Here is a 17,737-nt window from a genome sequence, read left to right as displayed (position 1 = left end):
GTGCTGTTGTTGTCCGTCAGCTCGCCGCTGGGTCCGGGCTGCCGCGAGTCTGGAGCCATCGCCGAAGCAGCCGAGCAACGGCTTCCGACGGAAGGATGGACCGTGTCCGTTTTCCCACAACTTCTCTCCTACACCGTAGCCCTGAGCGCGTGCGGCGCGCTGCTTTACGCGGGTGGGCTGTTCGTCGTGGCCCTCGTTTCCGTCTTCGCGCCCACCCCGGCACGACGCAAGGACGCCCGGACGACGCTGAGCATCCTCATCCGTCGGCGATCGCGTTGAGGGGCTGCGACAGCTTCGTGCTCGGGTTATGGGTCGAACTCGGGTGCTTGAAGTTCACTGGCTTGAGATGAAGTCAAGTCTGCACGGACCTGATACGGCCTGAACTCGCCCATATGCTCCCGACGTCGGTATAGAACTCTCTTTGTACGGAGGCCTGTTGTGGGCGCAGAGAGCGGGAGTGGCCCGTCGGGAGCCTGAAGGACGCTGGCGGAGCTTTCCCCGCATTCGCGGGGTGGCCATACACCCCAACTTCCAGGCTGATGCCGGACAAGGCAAGAAGCGGCACGCCTTCCGTCACCGGCTGCTAGCTTCCTGGCTGTCCGGCGGCACCGGCGTTGCCTCCTGGTTGTCGACTCACAAGGCGGTGAAACGGATTTGCCTGACGCTCGACCGCGAGATCCGGCCGGGGCGAGACCCAGTTGGGACCCTCGCTTCAAGCCCTGTATCCCCACCGTCACCCTCGACGGTGCGACCGCCCATCACTCCCTGTGTGCTCTTCTCGCTCAGGCCGATGAACTGGTCGCCGTCGACTGCCTTTCGCCCGGCGAGAGCGTTGCCGTCATCGAGCACCTGCTGGCCATCTGCTTCGCGGCCCGAACGTGCCCGTCCTCGGACAGGGAATGGCGTGAGTGGGTCGCTCGTGAGCAGAGCCTCGAACGCGCCGCCACCTGGTTGGCAGACCAACCGGACGATGCCTGGGACCTGTTCCACCCCGACACTCCCCTGGTACAGAACTCCCGACTGGCGGAGGACCTCCGCGAGAGCGGTACCGGGACGGCCCAACTGGTCATCGAGCACGCCGGTGACTACAACCAGCATTTCGACCATCACCACCTGGAACGCGGCAATCCGCTCCCAGCGGCGGACGCGTTTCGGGCCACGCTCACGCAACACGTCTACGGCCCCTATGGACGGGCCCGCATGTCGGGGAAGCGGCTTGGGGCCAAGGTCACCAACCTCGCCGCGGGCCGGCTCACGGGAAGGATTCGAGTCGTCGCCCTGGGCCGGACTCTGGGCGAGACACTGCGGCTGAATCTCTACCCGCCCTACGGACCTGGCGAGCCGCTCAACACGTCCTGGACCACAGGCGCCACGCGCCGCGGTTTCGAGGAGCGGGCCCAGCCCCGAGCGCCGCGAAGCTCCGCAGACCTGCACAGCGCTCTCGGGCGTTCCGTGCTGCTGCGCCCCGCCCGCGGCTCCCGAGGGCAGATCACGGTCGACCGGGTCCTGGTGGGAGCCGGCGAGGTCCTTGTACTCGACCCGGAGCGCCACCTCCAGGACGCCGTGTTCAGTACGACCACAAGTGGTGCGAAGAAGCCGCTGTGGCCGTCCCCCACCAGGGCGCTCTGGCAGCAGGCCCACGCCCTCTACAGTGCCGTCCGGGATGACCGGACCGGCTTGTACGCGCGCCTGCGTTCCCTCCCTCGCAGGCGGGAAGACACAGGCGTGCCGTACCAGTTGTGGGCCGTGGGTCTGCTCGCGAACAAGACCCTGCCGGTCATCTGGGCACATGGCACCTATCCCTATGCCCCCCTGATGGCTGCACACCTCTACCGTGCTTCGCGCCGGGGTTCCGACGTCGCCGAACACATCGCGCGAACTCTGAAGAGCGCGGCCGTCGTGGCGGCCGAGACCGCCTTCCCTGCCATGAGGACCGCGGACGAGGCGGGGCAGGTGGCGCGGCTCGACGCCCGATGGGCCTTCTGGCCCGCGGCCGAGGATCCCTTCCACGAGCTGCTGGACGAGGTGATCGAACGAGGTCCGGAGGATGACGATCCGGTCTCCGCGCCCCTCGTCGCCTACGCACTGGACCTCATGTCCACAGCCCGTACCCAAATGCTCCAGCGTCTTGACACCTTGCCGCCGAACGACCGCAACCATCGTGCGCGGGCCAAGGCCGTCCGGCTCTTCGAGGACGCCATGTCCGGAGACCGGGCTCCGGCCGAACTGCGAGGGGAGATCGCACGTGACTGAGAACAGCCCTTCTATGGGAACAGGCCCGGAGCCCAATCCAGTTCCGCACGACAGCGCCGCGCTCACCGCCTGGCTCACCGCTCTCGTCCGCAACCGGGACTATGGAACCCTCGCCGAGTTGCGCCGGGCCAAAGGGGGCACCAACGCCCACATTCGTGCGGGGTGGTACGGCGGCGACGACCACCGCGACCTGTTCGAGCGGATGGCCTTCCTGTTCGCGATCTATCACCAAGGGCGCCCCGTGCCCTCGTACGGTCACGGCAGTCTGGGCGCCGCTGCGCGCTGGATCGGAGATGGAACAGGACGCGGGCCCGAGAACCCCGGAGCCCAGCGTCTCCTGAACCGCATCGTCGCCAGCAGGCGCATCCCGTGGCGCCACCTCCAGCACGCGGTCACCAGGCTGCGGTCCTGTGAGCAGCCGCCACCGTTCTGGACCGAACTGACCGAGGATCTCGTCAAATGGAACGACCGCAGGGCGCGCGTCGCCTACGGATGGTCGGTCGAGTTCCACACCCCGCCGGCACGAGGCCGGAAGACACAGAACGAAGCGACGACGCGGAAGGACATCAGCCCGTGACCGAGGTACCTCGAAGCCAGTTCCTGTCCCTGCACCTCATCGAGAGCCTCGTGGCGGTCCTCCCGGTCCGGGACGAGAACGCCCAGCCCAAGACCCTTGTCTTCGGTGGCGTGGAACGTCACATGATCACCAGTCAGGCCCGTAGACGTGCCGAGCGCGTCCACGCCCGCGACCGTGCCAACGCAGGCCGTGGGGCGCTCAAAGGCCGGAGTATGGGCGTACGCACGCGGGAGTGGGCGATCCTGGCCGGCCGCGAACTGGAGTCCGCCCACCAGTGGGAGAAGGACAAGGCCCTGGTGACGACGCGCGCGGTGATGGAGGCGAGCGGCCTCAAGTTCGGCGACCCGAAGAAGAAGACGGTGGCCAACCTGACCAAGGTGCTCATCTTCGCGCCGTCCGATGCCGCGGCGAGGATCGCGGACCACATCGCTGGACACGCGACGGAGGTTGAGGAGTGGCGCGACGCGTATCTCGAAGCCCAGAGCCGCGCGGAGGCGAAGAGGCCCCGTCGTGGGAAGAAGAATCCGGCAGCCTCGCCGGAGACGGACCCTGCGGAAGAGACCGAGGAGGCCTCGTCGCAGGGGGAATCCGCGGCGGCTGCCGCTCTGCCACCGCTGCCCAAGGCCACACGCGACGCCGTACTGCTCGCCCTTGCCCCGCGAGACGCCGTCGACATCGCTCTCTACGGCCGCTTTCTGGCCGAGATCCCCGACTCCCCGAACGTCGACGGCGCCGTCCAGACCGGGCACGCCTTCACCGTGCACGAGGCTGAGCAGATCGAGGACTTCTACGCAGCGGCAGACGATGCGAAGTTGGATCGCAAACGCAACGCCCTCAGCTTTCTCGACGCCGCAGACGACGCGGGCGCCGGAATGACCGGGTACCAGTCGCTGATCTCCGGCACCTTCTACCGGCACGCCGTTCTCGACCGCACGCAGCTGCGCACCAATCTGCGGGCGGCAGGAATGGACGAGGAAGGGGCCGAGACGGCCGCGTCCGAGGCGGAGGAGGAGTTCGTGAACTCCTTCGTGGAGGCGTTTCCCGAGGCCAAGAAGAATTCCACCGCGTCGACCGGGTCTCTTCCCGCTCTCGTCCTCGCGTTCGAGGGGGAGCGCCCCTACAACTACGCGTCCGCCTTCCAGCGGCCGGTGGACGAAGGCCCGGTGTCGGCCGGCGGGGAGGGGCCGGCAGGTCCCGCCGCTGTTCGCAGGCTGCTGCGCCACCACACCTTCGTGAGCCGCCGCCGGGGGGACCTGAGTACTGCGCGGGTGCTCACGTACGACCCCGAGATCGACCGACTCCTCGGGGAGTTGTCGCTGCCCGAGTCATTGACCGTGGTGGAGCGTGCCGAGGATCTCACCCCGTGAGCGGCTCCCACGTCCTGCTCGTCCGGCTGGCCGGCCCCTTGCAGTCCTGGGGCCTGGCCGGCCGGTTCGCACGACGCGACACACACAGCCGTCCCACGAAATCGGGCGTGATCGGCCTGTGCGCCGCGGCACTGGGCCTCGCCCGGGAAGAGCCCCTCGGTGAACTCGCGCAGGTCCTCTTCGGGGTGCGGGCCGACCGGCCCGGCACCCCACTTCGCGACTACCACACGGTCGGCGGAGGTAGATATCCTCTGCGCCCCCGGGATCTCCTGCTCGACCACCAGCGGGCCGCGAAGGCGGTGTTGGCCTCGGATGCGGAAGGTTCGCAGCCAGGCCCGTTCGGGCGCGGGGAACTGGAAGCCTGGTACGGCTCACCGAAGTACGTCACCGCGGACCCGATCTCAGGAGCCCTCGTCTCAAAAGAGGTCCGTCGCCACGCTCTGATCACCGAGCGCTGGTACATCGCCGATGCTGCCTTCCTTGTCGGTCTGGAGCACCCGGATGCGGCGTTCTTGGAGCGGATCGCTCACGCCCTGGAGCATCCGAAGCGCCTGCTCTGGCTTGGTCGCAAGGCATGTCCCCCCTCGGGCGATCTTGCCCTCGGCGTCGTCTCGGGCACCCTCAAAGACGCGTTCGAAACACACGCCCTCCTCCCCGAAGCCCCTGGTGACGAAGGTGGGCAGTCGGCTCCGGTGACAGGCGTACGCCCGTGGGCCTGGATCGAAAGTCCACGCCCGATCCCCGGTGTCGGCCCCCTGTCCGACCAGCCGGTCCAGTTCGGTCCTGACGGAGGCGTACACAGCCTGCGTTGGGAGAAGCGCCACCGCATCACCATCGCCTCGCACGCCCGCGGATGGGACATCATCCTGTGAACAGGACCCCCGACACCTCGCATGTACCATCAACCCCGCGCGGGGTTGCCAGGTTTGTGGCCACACAGACCCTGCTGACCCTGGACGCCCGGCATCCTCTCGCTGCCAAGTCACTCATCGACGCACAGGACATGCACCGGACCGTCATGAGCGGTTTCCCCGGCTGGGTGGACGACGGCAGCCCCGACGCCCGCTCCCAGATGGGCATCCTGTCGACCTGGACCGTCGATCTCCGGCAAGCACGGCTCAACCTGGTGGTCCAGTCGTCCGTCCCCGCCGACTGGAGCCGCGTTCCCCGGGCCGCCTTGGCCGAGACACCGGAGACCCTGACCGTCGACCACACCTTCCGCATCGGAGACCGCGTCGACTTCCGTACGGTCGTCAACTCGGTCCACAGCCTCCCGTCGGCGCCGGGTGCACTGCCTAGGTCCCGCGGCACCCGCGTCCCGCACACGCGCCCCGAGCACGTGAAAACGTGGTTCTCGCGAAGGCTGCAACCGTCCGGGGAACCTGCGGTCGCCCCCGACGGTGTCACCCGCATCGGGGCCGACGCGGATACCCAACGGCTGGCGGTGCGCATGCTGCCGCGCGTCTCCAGCCCGGCACCACACAAAGGCCTGCGCATCGCTCGTGCGGAGATCAAGGGGAACCTCACGGTCACCGATCCGGAGACGCTCGTCGCCGCCCTCACCCAGGGCATCGGTCACGCGCGCGCGTACAGCTGCGGGCTGATCCTCGTGCGCTGAACATGGATGAGCCTTTTGCGGCGAGCAAGCCTTACCGGTTGTGCGGGACGGTGCCGGAGGTGACCACGGTCGGCTTCCCGGCTGAGGGTTACAACCGTACGGATCTCGACGGCGAGTACATGTACTTCTGCTACGGCAACGCCGAGGACAACGCCAACTTCAACCCCCTCGACAACCGCATCGAGATGGACTGCGACATGGGCAGGGGCGCGTCGGGCGGCCCCCTGGTGATCGCCTCCGAAGCGAGCGGCATCCAGATCGTCGGCGCCAACTCGCACTACCTCGGTGACACCACGACAGGGGAACGGGCCAACGACGACCTGCTCTCCTCGGAACACGGCGTCCGCGCGGTGAATGTGATCAATGCCGTGAATGACAGCGTCTGATCGTCTCCGACGTAGGTACAGGTGTGCTCCGGTCGCCGGTCCGTCCCGGCGCCGGAGCACGCCTGTCGGTCGGGATCACCAGCAGTGTGGGCGGACGAACCATTGCCAGCCCACGCACTCCACCGGCTGCACCGGCATCTCGGCGGGCTTCGCCTGCTTTATCCGCTCCGGAGTCCAGAACTTGAGGACCTCTTCGCGAGACGCCGTCTGCCGGTGCGTGTCCACGCCGTCGGAGCCCCCCGCGTCCAGGACCGTGGCCGACATGGCCGCGCCGGAGAGTGCGATCAACCCGACGGACGCCGCGATCACGATCCACGCGCGGGGTGGCAGCGTGGCACGGCGTTTGCCACGGCGGGCGGCACTCATCGAGTCTCCCTGCGCGGTAGATCGGCGGCCTCGGCTCCTTGGCCCCAAGTATGCATTCGCCCCATGTGACTCTCCAACAAGGCTTCTGTGAGGGACAGTTGGCGATTCCGCGTTGCTCGGCCGCCGGTCCTTCCCTTCATGCCGGCCATGCCGCCCATGCCGGCCCACACGGTCCGTAACGGGCGGCGAGGGCGGTAGTCGCGCCCGCGCACGCTCTTCCGCCACTTCGGCACGAAGGAAGAGCTGGTCCGCGGAGAGCCGGACGAGCCGGACGAGCCGGATGAGCTGGACGAGCCGGTCACGAGGCCCGTACCGTCATCGTGCGTTCGCCTGCGCCGACGCCGCGATGGGCAGCCGGGTCAAGGCACGTGGCGAGGCCGACGTGGTCGCAGTTCGATCATCCGGTACGGGTTGTCCGGTGTCGGCCGCCTGCCGTGGTGCTCCCGATGATGGTCACCGAGACGGCATTGATGTCGAGCGGGACAGACGGAACGCCGAGACGAGGAAGAAGATCCCTCCGAGCGTGGCGTAGCCGGCGAGGGCGGTCAGTGAGGGGGCGTCCTGTGAGGCGCTTCGGAAGAAGGCCGCGCCGGCCAGCACCGAGATGCCGCCGCTGACGATCATGGCCCACTGTCCGCCCATCGGCCGGCGCGCGACGCCCACGAGGAGCTGGACCAGCCCGGAGATCACTGCCCACGCGCCCCAGACGCGCAGCACGTCGGCGACGCCCGAGGTGCCGGCGACCGCGATACCGACAGCGGCGAGCGAGCTGACGGCGATGTTGACGTACAGGCCCCTGACCGGTCCGGCAGCGCGCGCGGACCTGGCATCGACGACAGCCGCGGCCACGTCGAAGGCCGGATAGAGAACCAGCAGCAGTTGGGCTCCGAGGGTGAGGTCCGAGCCGGACACCATGAGAAGTACGGCCCACGCGGCGGCGAAGGCGAAGCGGATGACGTACAGCCGGCGCAGGGCGGGTGTGGTGGCGACGTGCTCGGCGGAGGCGGTGGATGCCATGGGATTCTCCAGTGAAAGTGCCGGTAGAGAGATCGTTCTCTCTTGGGCGCAGCCTGGCACACCCCCTCGGCGAAAACAAGAGAGAGCGTTCTACCCGCTACCATGGGTGGCATGACACGGACGGAAGCCGGCACAGGTACTGGCGGGCGGGTCTCGGCGGCCCGGGAGCGGCTTCTGAGGACCGCCGGGCAGCTCTTCTACGCGGAGGGCATCCACACGGTGGGCGTCGACCGCCTCGTCGCCGAGGCGAAGGTCACGAACGCCACCTTCTACCGCCACTTCCGAAGCAAGGACGACCTCGCCCTCGCCTACATCGGAAGCGTCGACCAGGCGATCCGTAGTCAGATCGGCTCACTGATGGCCACAGACGCGCCGACCGACGCCATCCTCCGAGGCATCGGTACGTCCCTGGTCGAGCAGATCCGCTCACCCGGCTACCGCGGATGTGCCTTCCTCAACGCGGCAGCGGAATTTCCCGACCCCGGCAACCCGGTCCACCGTGCCGTCGTGCAGCACCGCGAATGGTTCCTGCGGACGGTCACCGCACTGTTCGCCACGATCACGGCCGAACAGGCCGAGCACGCCGGGCGACACTTTGTCATGCTCCGCGACGGCGCGATGAGCGCCGGCTACCTCGGCGACCCCGTCCTGGCCGGCGAGACCCTGCTGCGCGGCATCGAAGGACTGCTGCGGATCCACACCGCCCGCAGGCTCGACGAGTCCGTGGGCTCCGCACCGGTCGAAGCGCCTTCCGCGGTCACAGCGGTCGCCGACATCGAGTGCTCGCCACCCAACGTGTGACCCCGGGATGCTGAACGCGATCGGGTTGGGATCGGGCGCCGATCGCCGATGTCGGCGAGGTCCCCTTCGGCCCGCCTGGGCCTGGCACGCAACCCGCGCGACGTAGGTAGCCGGTTGGCGCGGATCGGTCACCGCGTCGGCACAACTCAACAATCTCGGCCTTGAACTCGGGTGTGAACGAGCGGCGGGGGCGTGGCTTGTTCTTCGTGGCCGGCGGGTCGATGGTGTCTGCCGGATGGGTAGGCTCAAAGCAGCGTGAGGCGGACCGGCAGGTAGTGGAGGTGCGGGTGCGGATCGGCGAGTTCTCCCGGCGTACGGGAGTCAGCGAACGGCTCCTGCGGTACTACGAGGAGCAGGGGTTGTTGTATCCGCAGCGGCGCTCCAGCGGCTACCGCGAGTACCGCGAGGGTGATGTTGCCGCGGTGCGGCAGATCCGTGCGCTGCTGGCGGCAGGTCTGGGAACGTCCCTGATCGCCAGGGTGCTTCCCTGCATGCGGGAGGACGGTGACCATCTCGTCCCCACCTGCGCGGAGATGCTTGGCGACCTGCGTGAGGCAAGGGACCGGATGACCCGCGCGATCGACGAACTCCATTCGTCTCGCGACAAGTTGGACGCGGTCATCGCGTCAGCCCCCCTGCTGTCGGAGGCTTCTTAGCAGCGCCGTGCCAGGAGGCGCCCGAGGATCCGGACGCCGTGGTGGGCCCTTCCTCCTCCTGGTGGCGGACCGCGAGGTTGTAGAGGCACTGCTCGGAGAACAGCCCCCAGGAAACTGCGCTGATCAGCCGCCTCCCGCGCCGAGGCAAATCCCCGCGTGCCGCGCGGTCGACGTGGTGCATCCGCACTCCGCCTGCGACGCCGTCGGCGGAGGCGAGGGCCTTCTGAAAGTCGCGCCGTCCCGTCAACGTCGCGGGTTGACTCTCACATCGATGTGAAGGTCTAGCGTCGCCGGTGTGTGACGCCCCGTGACGGGTCGAGAAGTCCCGTACAGGCGCGCTGTGCGACGTGCCGCAGCACGACGTAGGCGCCCGCGTACGTCTTTCTGACGATGTGGCAACTGGAAGTTCAGGGAGGAATGCGACGTGTCCAGAGAGGCTCCGGCTCGGGCCGGACGGCGGGAGTGGATCGGTCTGGGGGTGCTGGCCCTGCCGACCATGGTGCTGTCGATGGATCTGACGGTGCTGCACCTGGCAGCGCCCAGCCTCAGCGCCGATCTCGCGCCGACCGGTGGCCAGTTGCTGTGGATCCTGGACATCTACGGATTCCTCGTGGCGGGATTCCTGATGACCATGGGCACGTTGGGCGACCGGATCGGCCGGCGCAGGCTGCTGCTCCTGGGCGCGGCGGCGTTCGCCGTCGCCTCCGTGGTGGCCGCGTTCGCCCCGACGGCCGAACTGCTCATCCTGGGCCGTGCCTTGCTGGGGATCGCCGGATCCACGGTGATGCCCTCGACGCTGGCGCTGCTGTCGGGCATGTTCCGCGATCCGGGCGAGCGGACCTTCGCCTTCGCGGTCTGGATGACGTGCTTCACCGCGGGTGAGGCCATCGGCCCGCTCGTGGGCGGGGCACTGCTGCAGTACTTCTGGTGGGGCTCGGTGTTCCTGATCGGCGTGCCGGTCATGGTGCTCCTGCTGGTCACCGGGCCGGTACTGCTCCCGGAGCAGCGGGAGAAGGTGACCGGACGTTTCGACGTGGCCGGTGCTGCGATGTCACTGGTGGCCGTGCTTGGCGTGGTCTACGGCGCCAAGCACGCGGCGTCCTCGGGGCTGTCGGTGCGGGCCGGGGTGTTCCTGCTGGGCGGTCTGGCGGTGGGCGCGCTGTTCCTGCGCCGCCAGCGCCGGGTCGAGGAGCCGCTGGTGGATCTCGGGCTGTTCCGGCAGTCCGCGTTCAGTGCGGGACTGGCCACGCAGACCGTCGCGGTCGCGGCGATGGCGGGCTCGCAGTTGCTGGTGATGCAGTACCTGCAGTCGGTGATCGGTCTGTCCCCGTTGGCCGCCGGACTGTGGACGGTGCCGTCAGTGCTGTTCGGGATCGGTGCGACGCTGCTGGCGCCGCGGCTGGTGCGTCGGGTGCGTCCGGCCGTCGTGATCAGTGCGGGGCTCGGCATGGCCGCCGTGGGAGCGGCGATGATCAGCGCGACCGCGGGGCAGAGCAGTCTGGCCTGGACGGTGGTCAGCTTCACGATTCTGTACACGGGCGTGACGCCGACGCTGGCGCTGACAACGGACGCGATCGTGGGCTCCGCCCCCACCGAACGGGCGGGCCTCACCTCCGGAATCTCGCAGAGCGGCGCCGAGTTGGGGCTGGCGGGCGGGATGGCGTTCTTCGGTACCACTTCCATGGTGACCTATCAGGGTCGCCTTTCCGACAGCATGCCGGACGGAATGGCTGCCGCAGCGCGCGAGCAGGCACGGGAGACCGTGGGTGGCGCCCTGGCCGTGGCCGAGCGGCTGCCCGAGGAGGTCGGGTCTGCGCTGCGGGTTTCCGCACAAAACGCGTTCGCCGAAGGACTCCAGGCCGCCACCCTGCTCAGCGCGGTGGGCCTCGCTGCCGCGGCGCTGCTTGCGGCGCTGTTCCTCCGCGCCACGCCCGCCGCCCCGGACGCCCCGGACGCCCCGGAAACACCACCGTCGGACGATGGCGGCAGCGACGTGAACAAGAGGACGGCGCAGATCCGAGTGGAGTCCTCCGGCACTTCCGAGATGTGATCTTCCCCTGCCGCAGTACGGGTTTCCGCACGGTTGCGATCCGAACCTGGTCGCGGGGATGGCGGCGGGCGCGGACAGCATCGACGACCTGGACCGGCTGCGACACGGGCGGGAAATGGCCTGGCCAACAACAAAGCCCCGGGCCGCCGGCCTGGGGCTTTTCTCTGGAGCGGGTGACGAGAATCGAACTCGCGCTCTGAGCTTGGGAATCAACGGTGCTTGGACCGTTGAGGGGGTTCTGACCTGTGCTTTCCCATTGGACACGGTGTATGGCTACGGGCTCTGGGGACCGCATCTGACCGTTGTTGTCCGCTCTGATGGGCACGGATGGGGCACGAGGCTGGCGGCGCAACACAGCCTGCCAAGGCGCGTGCCCCAAGTGGGCTGTCGGGTCAGAGGGGGATGATGCGTACCTGACTGCCGCAGAGTTTGGTCATGTCGTCGCTGTCGGAGGTCAGGAGGGCGACGGGTTTCGGCTGGCGCAGTGCGACTTCGGCGACCGTGGCGTCGATGGCGTACTTGTGCCCGTGCAGTCCGGCGCCTTTGAGGAGCTCCGCTGCCGCTTTCGCCGCTTGTTCGGTGACCGGCTCCACCTTGACGCGGGACAGAGCCCAGTTCAGGCGAGGCATGTTGGTGCGGGAGTGGCTGACTTCCACGATGGTATTCGCCCCGATTACCAGGTCGGCGCCCATATCGTGGAAGACCTGCAACATCGCGAGGAGCTTGCGGTCTTGCGCGATCCAGGCGGAGAGCCCTTCCGAGTCCAGGACGACGGTCTCGATGCGCTCGCTCACGCGGCATCCACGCCCTTGGCGGAACCGTCGCCTCCGAAGATCTTCGCGTGCGCCTCGGCGAGTTCCTCGTCGCTGAAGGGTCCGTGCTCCTCCTCATGGCGCCGGAGGTCCTCGCCCAGGAGCTGGTGCCGGATCTGGCGGGCCACGGCTTCCGCCACGTAACCGGAGACGTTGTCCGTGAGCTTGCGGAGCTCCGCCACCTGGTCGGTGGGCAGTGTGACAGTGATGCGCGTAGTCGATGACATACTCGGAGCATACCGGAGTATGCGTGACGTCGTCCGTGATGGGCGCCCCGAGCTCTGGCCGGGCGCCTGTGGTGGTGGAGTGCTGCTCTGTTGTGCGCCAAGGATGTCCGCCTCACTGGATTAGGGCGTGCAGGGCCAACGCCGATGCCCCGGCGCCGCCCAACCCGGCCAGCATGGCGTCGGCCAGGCGGGCACCCGACAGAAAGGTGAGTGCATCGACGGTCGCGCAGAGCGCCAGTTACTTATGCCCTACGGCGCTGACCAGTTTCGTTAGCGACGTACCGTGCAGACGATTGAGCAGGAATCTATTGATCTTTTGCAACTGGCAGTGTGCCAACCTGCTCTGCAGGATCAGGTCATCCAGATGGTACGACTCCTCGACGAGCTTCGAATCAAGTTCGGCGTTGTCGCGATCATCGTTTTTCGCGGCGAGGCGTCCGAAGTGGCGTTCCTTGGTTTCGAGACGTTCCTTCATCCACCCTAGTCCGAGCATGGAATGTTTGATGCCTACGGCGTAGCGACTCGTGGAGTGGTAGAGGTGCGATTGGAGCCTGCAGTTGTAAAGCTCCTCCCAGATGGGAGAAAGGATCCTGAGAGCTACCGAAGATATCCCTTTTTCTCGGATGTCCGTCAAATGGTCAGCGACTGCGTCTAGGGCGCACTGCAGTCTCTGGAATTCTGGCTCCTCAAGAAGGATTTCCAATGATTTCCTGCCGTAGAGGCTTACCCTGAGCCCGTAGTGATCACTTTCGAACCCGAATCCCGGAGACCATGCGCGTCCCGACTCCGCCGCCCCGGAGGCAACGTCAAGGTAGGCAGAACGATACGCATTAATGTTCCCGTGCACCTCCTGTAGTGCGACGTCCAATTTGGAGAGCTTGGCAAGGAGTTCGGCAAGCATGCGGTTCACATCCTTTGCCGCCTCGTCCCTCGCTCTGATCCTGTCGATCAAACTTCCGCTGCGAGTGAATGCGAAGACTCCGACAGCCAGGACCAGGATCGGTACCCATGTCCTCTGCTCTGCGATCCGGGGGATTTCATCGGCAATGATCTGGAGATCATCACTAGCTCTCCCTGGGCGCTCGTACTGATACGTCACTGCGCCCGATGCGAGGAGAACCAAGGATCGACGAGAAGCAAAATTGACGACCCTCTTCGGTATCCGCGACAACTGCTCTAGAGTGTTCCTCCTCTTTGTCATCCTTTCGAGCTTCTTCACAGAGACTTGCCTGACAAGGCGACGTGCCATCGAATAGCGAAGGAGCCGCACTGGGCTCCTTCGCCCCAGATTGGCCCACGAGCGCGGTAGATTACTTCGCCAGCCGGGATTCCCCACGCGAACGCCGATCTCATTGGCGTATTCCAGGACGTCTGAATACCAGATCCGCCGCTCGACGCGCGCGCTTACTTCTACCCAGAATGTGATGGCCAAGAACCGGGCGACTGTGAGTGCGCCGAGCAGTATGACGGCGACGACGGCCACCTTCAGGGGAATGGCAAGCCAAGGCTGTGTCACGCCGGCCTCAATGGACGCGAAGAATTTATACAACAATTCCATTGACCCCTTCCCAGGGCTCCATGATTGTGAGCGCCATTATCCGGGAGTCGTGCGGGGAGCTACATGAATTTGAGGACATTCTGAGCTCCGCCTTGAGCGTATCTACCTTTGCCCACCACCTATCCCGGCTCCCATCCCGTCCACCGTCGACCCACACGCATGTGGAGCGGGTGCGGACCTGGATCAGATCACCGCGCCCCGCGCGCCCCGAGCCCTTGGCGCCGACAGGAGCGGCCACGACCGTCGCCAAGCCCTACCGGCTCCTCAAAACCGTCATGGAGACCGCGGTCGACGACGAACTCATCCGCCGCAACCCCTGCCGCATCCGGGGTCTGGAAAGGAAGGTGCGGCGGAACGACAGATTGCCACCAACGCCCAGGTCGACGCCCTCGCCGATGTGCTGGGGCCGCGCTGGCGACTGATGGCCTTCCTCGGGGCGTACGGTCCATTCCGGCTGGAGGAACAAGCAGAGCTCGCAAGGACGTGGACCTCGACGAGCTGACCATTCGCGTCCTCATGGCTGCTCCGGGGCTCACAACAGGCCGCCGCGTCCACCGGCGACACCAAGTCGGACGCCGGGAAGCGAATCGTGCTCCTCCCTGGGTTCTTACGGAGGGACCTGGAACGTCACCTCGACTGGTACGCCGAGAAGGGGCAGGACGGGGTGTTGTTCGTGGAGGAGCGGGGCAAGTTGCCCAAGGCCCGTGCTGCGGTGGCACTGCCGGTGGGGTTCCGGTTCCACGATCTCCGGCACACCCTGGCGACCCGCTCCGGGGCCACCCTCAAGGACACGACGGTGCGGGCTGGCCAGTCGTCCGAGAGGGCGGCGTTGATCTACCAGCACTCCGACCTTGAGCCGCAGCAGGAGGTGGCCGGCGCGCTGGACGACCTCGTGCGCGCCGCCGTGCGAAGGCCAAGGCGAAGCGTTCTGGTGCGGATCTGGTGCGCGACGCCTGAACTGGTTCGGACAACAAACTAGGCCCGGGTCGATGACCTGGGCCTTCGTCGTGGAGCGGGTGACGAGAATCGAACTCGCGCTCTGAGCTTGGGAATCACCGAGCATCCGGTCGCCTCGTATGCTCCTGACCAGCCAGAACCTTGTACAGACGTGTGCCCGGCCGACGGTCGGATGATGCCCGTGGTGACCGTTGTTTGCCCCTACGAATGGCACGCAATGGCACGCGGCAGCTGTGGAGGCTCCGCGTGGGGTGGTCTCTTGCGAGAGGCATGCCGACCGGGCCGCCTCTCGGGTAGCGGTTCGCCATGGCAATAGTCGGAAGTTGTCAGGCCGGGTCCGGAGAGGCGTCCGCCCCGGGCGAATGTCCCTCTCGCTGCGGATGCGGCCGCGTTCCTTGGACGAGTACGTACCGTTGCTGCGGCATTCCGGCGGTCAGCGAGATCGATCGCTGGACTCGATGCCGGGGGAGACGGGCGAGCGGCGACGCCGGGTTGGGATCCGCACCTCGCCCTCCCGCCCGTCGTGATCCCGGTCCCCGGTGCGTCCCGTCCCGCGAGCATTCGGGACTTGCCGCCGGCCGCCGATAGACCCTCCGCCCCCTAAGGTGCAGAGTGGACCCGTTTGTACTGTGCGGACCTGAAAATTTGAAAGGAAAGCCGTCGTGAAGACCTTCACCATGCCCGGTACCGACATCCTCGCCCCGAACGTCGTGCTCGGCTTGATGCGTATCGCCGACAAGACGGACGAGGACGTCCGTGAACTCGTCCGCACCGCACGCGATGCGGGCATCGACTTCGTTGACCACGCCGACGTGTACGGAGGCGAGCTGCACGATTGTGAACGCCGCTTCGCCGACGCGATGGCGCTGAGCCCGTCGCAGCGCGACGGGATCACGATCCAGACCAAGGCGGGAATCGTGACGGACGGGCCGTACTACGACTTCTCTTACGAGCACATCGTCAAATCGGTTGAGGGCTCACTCGCGGCCCTGCGGACCGACCGCATCGACATCCTGTTGCTGCACCGCCCCGACGCGCTTGTCGAGCCTGAAGAGGTCGCCCGTGCCTTCGATGAGCTCGAATCCTCGGGGAAAGTGCGCGCCTTCGGTGTCTCGAACCAGACCCCACGCCAGATTGACCTGCTGCGCAGGTACGTGCGTCAGCCCATCGTGGCCAACCAGCTTCAGCTCTCGATCACACACGGGCCGATCATCACTCAAGGGGTCGCTGCGAACATGCTCGCGGAGCAGCAGTCGGTCACCCTCGATGGCGGAGGGATCGTCGACTACTGTCGTCTGAACGACATCACCATCCAGGCGTGGTCTCCCTTCCAGGCCGGTTTCTTCACGGGGGTCTTCCTCGGCTCGCCGGACTACCCCGAGCTCAACGCCGTTATCGACCGTCTTGCCGGCCAGTACGACGTCCCCGCCATCGCGATCGCGACTGCCTGGATCACCCGCCACCCCGCTCAGATGCAGGTCGTGCTGGGCACCACCAGCCCGGAGCGCGTCGCGGGCGCCGCCCAGGGCTCCGAACTTCCACTCACCCGGGCCGAGTGGTATGAACTGTTCCGCGCCGCGGGCCACCTCGTTCCCTGAATCCGGCTGGTCGGCACCACCTGATCGTCCGGAACCGGTCCGCACCGGCCGGTGTGGCCCTGCAACTCATTCTCAAGACGAGGTGTGCGGAACGCGCGGTGCAACCCAGAACGTGCCCGCACCGTTCCGACCCTCCGCGAGGCGCGTTCCCGTTACGGGGAAGGCCGCTTGATGGCGGACCGCAAGCCCTAGGTGCACTGATCACGAGCGTTGTTGACGTGGAGGTCTTGATCAAAGGCGAAGACCTCCGTGGGTGGGTGCCGGGACAGCTCCCACCGCACGGAGGTCTTCGCCATGTTCGAGACCCGACGAGCGTCGACAACGCTCGTGATCAATACACCTAGCAGTTGCCGTCCGACACCTGGAGCCCCTTGTTGGCACCTGCCGTCCGGGCCACGATGTCCGGCACGCAGTCGGCCGCGTCGAGACTGTAGGAGTAGGGGATGCTGACCGTGGTGTTGGACTTCAGGTCGGGCCCTGCGGGGTTGTGCTCGCTGCTGGGGCTGGACCAGGTCACGTTGTCGAGAATGTTGCCGCTGACCTGCCAGTACCCGGCCGCGTCGGTGTAGAAGGTGCCCAGGACGTCCTTGGAGTCCTTGAAGTAGTTGTTGTCCACCTTGGCGCGGGCCCCGGCCCGGGAGTTGATGCCGGACTCGTTGAGCTTCACGTAGTGGTTGTTGTAGATGTGGGCTACGCCGCCGCGCAGCAACGGCGTGCGGGAGTCGATGTTCTCGTACAGGTTGTGGTGGTACGTGATGAAGCTGTTCGAGAGTTCGCTCTCGCTGGACCCGACCAGGCCACCGCGGCCGGAGTTGCGCAGCGTGCTGTAGGAGAGGGTCACGTACCGGGTGTTGTCCTTCATGTCGAAGAGGCCGTCGTACCCCTCCGACTCCCCACCCGATGCCTCCAGGGTGACGTGATCGACCCAGATGTTACGGACGTCGCTCTCCATGCCGATGGCGTCACCGCCGTTGGACGTGGGCGAGCCGGACTTCTTGACGTTCCGGACGGTCACGTTCTGGATGATGATGTTGCTGGACTTGCGAATGTGGATGCCCAGTTGGTCGAAGACGGCTCCGCTGCCGACGCCGATGAGCGTCACGTTGCTGATCTCTTTGAGCTCGATCACGCCGGCGGCGGTGTTGCAACTGTCGCCCGACACCTTGCTGGTGTTGCCGTGGTTGATCGTCCCCTGCACCTCGATGGTGATCGGGGTGCTGCTGCTGGCCCGGCCGCACAGGGCCGCGTGGATCGCGGTCCCCGTGGTGGCCCGCACCGTCTGTCCGCCCGTACCGCCGGTGGTCCCACCGTTCTGGGTCGCGTAGCCGGTGACACCGCCGGTCGCCGCCGACGCCTCGGGCATGGACAGAACCACACCGGTCACGGCCGCGAGAGCCATCGTGGCCAGCGCCGCGTGGAGTCGCAGTGCGACTGATCGTCCTCGTTTCATCTTCGCCTCAACTTCCGTCTTGTACGAGGGTGTTGTTGCTGCCG

Annotated in this window: 16 protein-coding genes and 2 pseudogenes; 12 read left to right on the top strand and 6 right to left on the bottom strand. The window is 66.9% G+C overall.

Annotated features, from left to right (window positions below; translation table 11 throughout):
* The first annotated feature begins 102 nt into the window (after positions 1-102).
* From AB0M67_RS34545 to AB0M67_RS34515, 7 genes are all read left to right on the top strand, one after another.
* A complete protein-coding gene (locus AB0M67_RS34545) occupies positions 103-279 on the top strand; it encodes a hypothetical protein (RefSeq protein WP_365751525.1) in 177 nt (58 codons plus the stop codon).
* Positions 280-654: 375 nt separating this feature from the next.
* Positions 655-2,253 carry a type I-E CRISPR-associated protein Cse1/CasA gene (gene casA, locus AB0M67_RS34540; RefSeq protein ID WP_365751524.1) on the top strand — a complete coding sequence of 533 codons (1,599 nt, stop codon included), beginning with the start codon at positions 655-657 and terminating at the stop codon, positions 2,251-2,253.
* Positions 2,246-2,830, top strand: coding sequence for a type I-E CRISPR-associated protein Cse2/CasB (locus AB0M67_RS34535; RefSeq protein WP_365751523.1), 585 nt, complete (start codon positions 2,246-2,248; stop codon positions 2,828-2,830). The genes casA and AB0M67_RS34535 overlap by 8 nt, the downstream gene beginning before the upstream one ends.
* Positions 2,827-4,197: a type I-E CRISPR-associated protein Cas7/Cse4/CasC gene (locus AB0M67_RS34530; RefSeq protein ID WP_365751522.1), complete on the top strand. Its 1,371-nt coding sequence runs from the start codon at positions 2,827-2,829 to the stop codon at positions 4,195-4,197. The genes AB0M67_RS34535 and AB0M67_RS34530 overlap by 4 nt, the downstream gene beginning before the upstream one ends.
* On the top strand, positions 4,194-5,069 hold the full coding sequence (gene cas5e, locus AB0M67_RS34525; protein WP_365751521.1) for a type I-E CRISPR-associated protein Cas5/CasD: 876 nt from the start codon (positions 4,194-4,196) through the stop codon (positions 5,067-5,069). Before AB0M67_RS34530 ends, cas5e begins: the two co-directional genes overlap by 4 nt.
* A 56-nt stretch (positions 5,070-5,125) precedes the next feature.
* Positions 5,126-5,815 carry a type I-E CRISPR-associated protein Cas6/Cse3/CasE gene (locus AB0M67_RS34520; RefSeq protein WP_365751520.1) on the top strand — a complete coding sequence of 230 codons (690 nt, stop codon included), beginning with the start codon at positions 5,126-5,128 and terminating at the stop codon, positions 5,813-5,815.
* Between the two features lie 59 nt (positions 5,816-5,874).
* Positions 5,875-6,201: a hypothetical protein gene (locus AB0M67_RS34515; protein ID WP_365751519.1), complete on the top strand. Its 327-nt coding sequence runs from the start codon at positions 5,875-5,877 to the stop codon at positions 6,199-6,201.
* A gap of 75 nt (positions 6,202-6,276) precedes the next feature.
* Here AB0M67_RS34515 and AB0M67_RS34510 read toward each other — a convergent pair whose 3' ends face one another.
* Positions 6,277-6,567: a hypothetical protein gene (locus AB0M67_RS34510; protein ID WP_365751518.1), complete on the bottom strand. Its 291-nt coding sequence runs from the start codon at positions 6,565-6,567 to the stop codon at positions 6,277-6,279.
* A 453-nt stretch (positions 6,568-7,020) separates the two neighbouring features.
* Positions 7,021-7,584 (bottom strand): hypothetical protein, encoded by a 564-nt coding sequence (locus AB0M67_RS34505; protein WP_365751517.1) that lies wholly within the window; start codon positions 7,582-7,584, stop codon positions 7,021-7,023.
* Positions 7,585-7,686: 102 nt separating this feature from the next.
* Between AB0M67_RS34505 and AB0M67_RS34500 the strand changes: the two genes are divergently transcribed.
* The 3 genes from AB0M67_RS34500 (at position 7,687) to AB0M67_RS34490 (ending at position 11,091) form a co-directional block, all read left to right on the top strand.
* A complete protein-coding gene (locus tag AB0M67_RS34500; protein ID WP_365751515.1) occupies positions 7,687-8,385 on the top strand; it encodes a TetR/AcrR family transcriptional regulator in 699 nt (232 codons plus the stop codon).
* 287 nt (positions 8,386-8,672) lie between these two features.
* Positions 8,673-9,041 (top strand): MerR family transcriptional regulator, encoded by a 369-nt coding sequence (locus AB0M67_RS34495; RefSeq protein WP_365751514.1) that lies wholly within the window; start codon positions 8,673-8,675, stop codon positions 9,039-9,041.
* A 424-nt stretch (positions 9,042-9,465) separates the two neighbouring features.
* On the top strand, positions 9,466-11,091 hold the full coding sequence (locus AB0M67_RS34490; RefSeq protein WP_365751513.1) for an MFS transporter: 1,626 nt from the start codon (positions 9,466-9,468) through the stop codon (positions 11,089-11,091).
* Between the two features lie 392 nt (positions 11,092-11,483).
* On the opposite strand, the gene AB0M67_RS34485 is transcribed toward AB0M67_RS34490, so the two are convergent.
* The 3 genes from AB0M67_RS34485 to AB0M67_RS34475 form a co-directional block, all read right to left on the bottom strand.
* Positions 11,484-11,885, bottom strand: coding sequence for a DNA-binding protein (locus tag AB0M67_RS34485; RefSeq protein WP_364885924.1), 402 nt, complete (start codon positions 11,883-11,885; stop codon positions 11,484-11,486).
* A complete protein-coding gene (locus tag AB0M67_RS34480) occupies positions 11,882-12,130 on the bottom strand; it encodes a type II toxin-antitoxin system CcdA family antitoxin (protein ID WP_365751512.1) in 249 nt (82 codons plus the stop codon). Before AB0M67_RS34480 ends, AB0M67_RS34485 begins: the two co-directional genes overlap by 4 nt.
* A 238-nt stretch (positions 12,131-12,368) precedes the next feature.
* Positions 12,369-13,688: a hypothetical protein gene (locus AB0M67_RS34475; RefSeq protein WP_365751511.1), complete on the bottom strand. Its 1,320-nt coding sequence runs from the start codon at positions 13,686-13,688 to the stop codon at positions 12,369-12,371.
* Positions 13,689-13,912: 224 nt separating this feature from the next.
* Between AB0M67_RS34475 and AB0M67_RS34470 the strand changes: the two are divergent.
* Positions 13,913-14,645 (top strand): annotated as a pseudogene (locus tag AB0M67_RS34470) (site-specific integrase); the annotation flags it as partial.
* 662 nt (positions 14,646-15,307) lie between these two features.
* The gene (locus AB0M67_RS34465) at positions 15,308-16,243 is read left to right on the top strand and encodes an aldo/keto reductase (RefSeq protein ID WP_365751510.1); all 936 of its coding nucleotides are present in this window, start codon (positions 15,308-15,310) and stop codon (positions 16,241-16,243) included.
* A gap of 343 nt (positions 16,244-16,586) precedes the next feature.
* Here AB0M67_RS34465 and AB0M67_RS34460 read toward each other — a convergent pair.
* A pseudogene (locus AB0M67_RS34460) lies at positions 16,587-17,693 on the bottom strand (pectate lyase); the annotation flags it as partial.
* Positions 17,694-17,737: the final 44 nt, after the last annotated feature.

This window comes from Streptomyces sp. NPDC051662, from assembly GCF_040681655.1.
Lineage (GTDB): Bacteria > Actinomycetota > Actinomycetes > Streptomycetales > Streptomycetaceae > Streptomyces.
Note: the sequence above shows the minus strand (reverse complement) of the source record. Positions and strands in the feature narration are given on the sequence as shown.

Excerpts from the sequence above, each read along its gene's own strand:
- AB0M67_RS34475 (WP_365751511.1), bottom strand. The coding sequence starts at position 13,688 with ATGGAATTGTTGTATAAATTCTTCGCGTCCATTGAGGCCGGCGTGACA.
- AB0M67_RS34500 (WP_365751515.1), top strand. The coding sequence starts at position 7,687 with ATGGGTGGCATGACACGGACGGAAGCCGGCACAGGTACTGGCGGGCGG.
- AB0M67_RS34480 (WP_365751512.1), bottom strand. The coding sequence starts at position 12,130 with ATGTCATCGACTACGCGCATCACTGTCACACTGCCCACCGACCAGGTG.
- AB0M67_RS34505 (WP_365751517.1), bottom strand. The coding sequence starts at position 7,584 with ATGGCATCCACCGCCTCCGCCGAGCACGTCGCCACCACACCCGCCCTG.
- AB0M67_RS34510 (WP_365751518.1), bottom strand. The coding sequence starts at position 6,567 with ATGAGTGCCGCCCGCCGTGGCAAACGCCGTGCCACGCTGCCACCCCGC.